This window comes from Rhodococcus sp. BS-15 (assembly GCF_000813105.1).
Classification (GTDB): Bacteria; Actinomycetota; Actinomycetes; order Mycobacteriales; family Mycobacteriaceae; genus Rhodococcoides.
The window spans coordinates 1-3176 of record NZ_BAOX01000418.1 but is presented as its reverse complement, the minus strand read 5'-3'; the positions used below and the strand labels follow the sequence as shown (position 1 = coordinate 3176).

At 66.9% G+C, this 3176-nt stretch carries 4 pseudogenes; all 4 read right to left on the bottom strand.

Annotation, left to right across the window (positions count from 1 at the left end):
* Positions 1-471, bottom strand: a pseudogene (locus RHBS_RS26085) (class I SAM-dependent methyltransferase); the annotation flags it as partial.
* A 39-nt stretch (positions 472-510) separates the two neighbouring features.
* A pseudogene (locus RHBS_RS26080) lies at positions 511-1520 on the bottom strand (class I SAM-dependent methyltransferase).
* A gap of 107 nt (positions 1521-1627) precedes the next feature.
* Positions 1628-2406: pseudogene (locus tag RHBS_RS26075) on the bottom strand (enoyl-CoA hydratase/isomerase family protein).
* 26 nt (positions 2407-2432) lie between these two features.
* Positions 2433-3160, bottom strand: a pseudogene (locus tag RHBS_RS26070) (NUDIX hydrolase).
* Between the last annotated feature and the right edge of the window lie 16 nt (positions 3161-3176).

The following is a 3176-nucleotide window of genomic DNA, read 5'->3' as shown; positions in this document are numbered from 1 at the left end:
GTCTCCCGCGTCGTCGGGGGTCAGCGCGTCTGCGCGCAGCACGGTGGCGTCCGGCACGTTGTGTGCGGCCATGCGAAGCCGAATCGGGTCGAGATCGCTACCCACCGCCAACTCCGCCGTCCCGATCAGAACGGACAGTTCACTGCCGATCGAACACGTGACATCGTGCACGCGTCGTCCGGCGAGTCGAGCGGCCCGCCTGCGCGCGACGAGCGTCGGCGTGGCCTGCTGCACCGCCTCGTCGGTGACCCACCATCGGTCGGAGTCGAGCAGCTTCACCCGCGCTTTGCGGCGGACGGCGACGGTTTCGATCAGTGCACCCGCGTGGGCGGGAAAACGCTCCCGCATCGAGGAGATATCTCGCACCGTCGTTCTCGCACTGAGCTCGAGCCCGTCCGCGGCGTCGAGCGCCTCGATGCCGACCTCGCTGTGCAGGAAATCGAGGTCGGCACCGGTGAAGTCATACCCCACGGCAGGCCCCGAAATCGAGACCTACGGCGTCACTGCCTGTCAATCGCGAGGTGCAGGCTTGATGCCGGTGATCATCACGTTGTAGAACAGCCCGCGCGGTACCACGTGCTGCAGCACGTTCTCGTCGACCCAGCTCAGTGTCTTCCAACCGCCGAAAGCAACTTGGCCCAGTTCCACCCCAGCTTGCCCGCGGGTACTGCGGCCTCGAATGTACGCACCGGCCAGCCGAGCAGAGCGGCGGCGAACTCCTCGGTGTTCGCCTGCACGGACTCCGCACCGGCCGAGAGCGCGATGTGCTCGAGATCGGTCGGATCGAACGTGTGCAGGTCGACGACGGCTTCGAGTGCCGCTGCTCGCGAGGACTCGTCGAGCTCTTCCTGTGGCTTGCGCCAGCTCGCCAGGAACGGGAGCTTGGTTGCGCGGGTGGTCGCCTCCCAGGTGATGCGTCCGAGCCAGCGTGCGTAGAAGTTGCCGACCGTGGTGGGTTCGCCCGCGAAAACGAAGCGACCGCCCGGCTTGAGCACCCGCAGCACCTCGCGCAGCGACTGTTCGACGTCGGGGATGTGGTGGAGGACGGCGTGCCCGACGACGAGATCGAACGTGTTGTCCTCGTACGGAATCGTCTCTGCGTCGGCGACGCGGCCGTCGACGTCCAGCCCGAGGTGCTCGGCGTTGCGCAGTGCGACCTTGACCATGCCTGGCGAGAGGTCGGTGACCGAGCCCTTGTCTGCGATGCCGGCCTGCATCAGGTTGAGCAGGAAGAACCCGGTACCGCAGCCCAGTTCGAGCGCGCGGCCGTACGGCAGTGCGGAGTGCGCCGACGCGTCACCGGAGACCGCCTGATCGAACCTGCCGCGTGCGTAGTCGATGCAGCGCTCGTCGTAGGAGATCGACCACTTGTCGTCGTAGGTCTCGGCTTCCCAGTCGTGATATAGCACCTGCGCCAGTTTGGTGTCCGACCGTGCAGCCTCGACCTGCTCGGCGGTGGCGTGCGGATTCGGGGCTGGATCGACCTGGCGGTCTTCGGCCTCGGACGAGGCCGAAGGCATCGCGTTCGAGATCGATCGATTGACACCGTCGTGGGGGCTTGCAGTCATCAGGCGAGCCTACTATCCGGTAGCTGTGGAACAACTTTTCTCTGTGAACGGCTGCCGAATCACCGTCCGGTGAAGGTCGCCTTGCCCGGGCCGTCGGCCACGAACGACGTCATCCCGATGGTGCGATCCTCGGTGGCGAACAGGGCCGCAAACTGCTGAGCTCGATCCGCAGACCGGTGGTGAGATCGACGTCGAGCCCCTGGTCGATCGACGCTTTCGCCGCTGCGAGCGCTCGCGATGCACCCGTGGTGAACTGCATCGCCCAGGCGCGGGCGGCGTTGTACACCTCGTCCGGTGCCACCACCTCGTCCACCAATCCGATGCGCAATGCTTCCTCGGCGCCGACGAAGCGGCCGGTGAAGACCATGTCCTTCGCACGGCTGGGGCCGATCAGCCGAGCCAGCCGCTGCGTTCCGCCGCCGCCGGGGATGACACCGAGCAGCACCTCGGGGACACCGAACTTCGCGTTGTCGCCGGCGATCCGACGGTCCGCGCCCAGTGCGACCTCGAGCCCACCACCGAGTGCGTATCCGGTCACGGCCGCAACCACGGGCTTGGGAATGGTGCTGAGTGAGCCGAGGGCGGACTGCAGATCTCCGGCGATCTCGGCCATCTCGGCCGCGGACAACGCCACCATCTCCTTGATGTCGGCACCGGCGGCGAAGACCTTCTCGCCGCCGTAGACGATGACGGCCTTGACGTCGGCATTGATCGTGGCCTCGCGGGCGGCTGCTCGGATTTCCTCCTGCATCTGCCGATCGAGTGCATTCATCGGCGGACGATCCAGCCGGATGGTGCCGATACCGTCGGATACTTCGAGATTCACGAACTCAGCCATGGGCCGAAAGGCTACCGGGCCGAGGATCAGCGATCCGACCAGGGATGTCGCGTTCCGGCGTAGTACGCATCGTCGCCGTCGAAGAGCACCCGGACCGTCCCGTCCGTGCGAGTGAGAATCGGTAGGACCGGGGCGATCTCGCGGTCGTGATCGACGACCTGGGCGACGGTGTCGAACCGAGACAGTGCGTCCAGTTGGCTCCAGGTCGGCGGCAGGAGAATGGTGTTTCCCGACCGCCAGTCCGCCAGTGCGTCACCGGTCGAACGCCAGCTCACCGATACTGCCTCGCTGGTCTCGCCGTCCGCATTCTGGCCCTCGGGCAGCACTGCGACGAAAAACCGGGTGTCGTACCGTCGCGCTTCGCCCACCGGGGTGATCCAGTGCGACCACGGCCGGAGCAAATCCGATCGCAGCACCAGGTCGTGGGCGGTGAGGAATTCGGCGAACGACACCTCCCGACGCTCGAGCCGACACCGCTCCGCAGCGAACGGAGCGGTGTCGGCAACGATCGAATCCGGCGTCGAGCCGGCCAACAGCACGCCGCACTCCTCGAACGTCTCGCGCGCCGCAGCACACACCAGAGCCTGCGCCTTGCCCTCGTCGATTCCGAAGCGCTCGGCCCACCACGACGGCGGCGGCCCTGCCCAGCGCACGTCGCTGCCGCGTCCGAGGGGTCGACTCCGCCACCGGGAAACACCGTCATGCCACCCGCGAACGCCATGCCACCGACGCGTTCGAGCAGGAACACCTCGATGTCGGGCCGCGAAGAA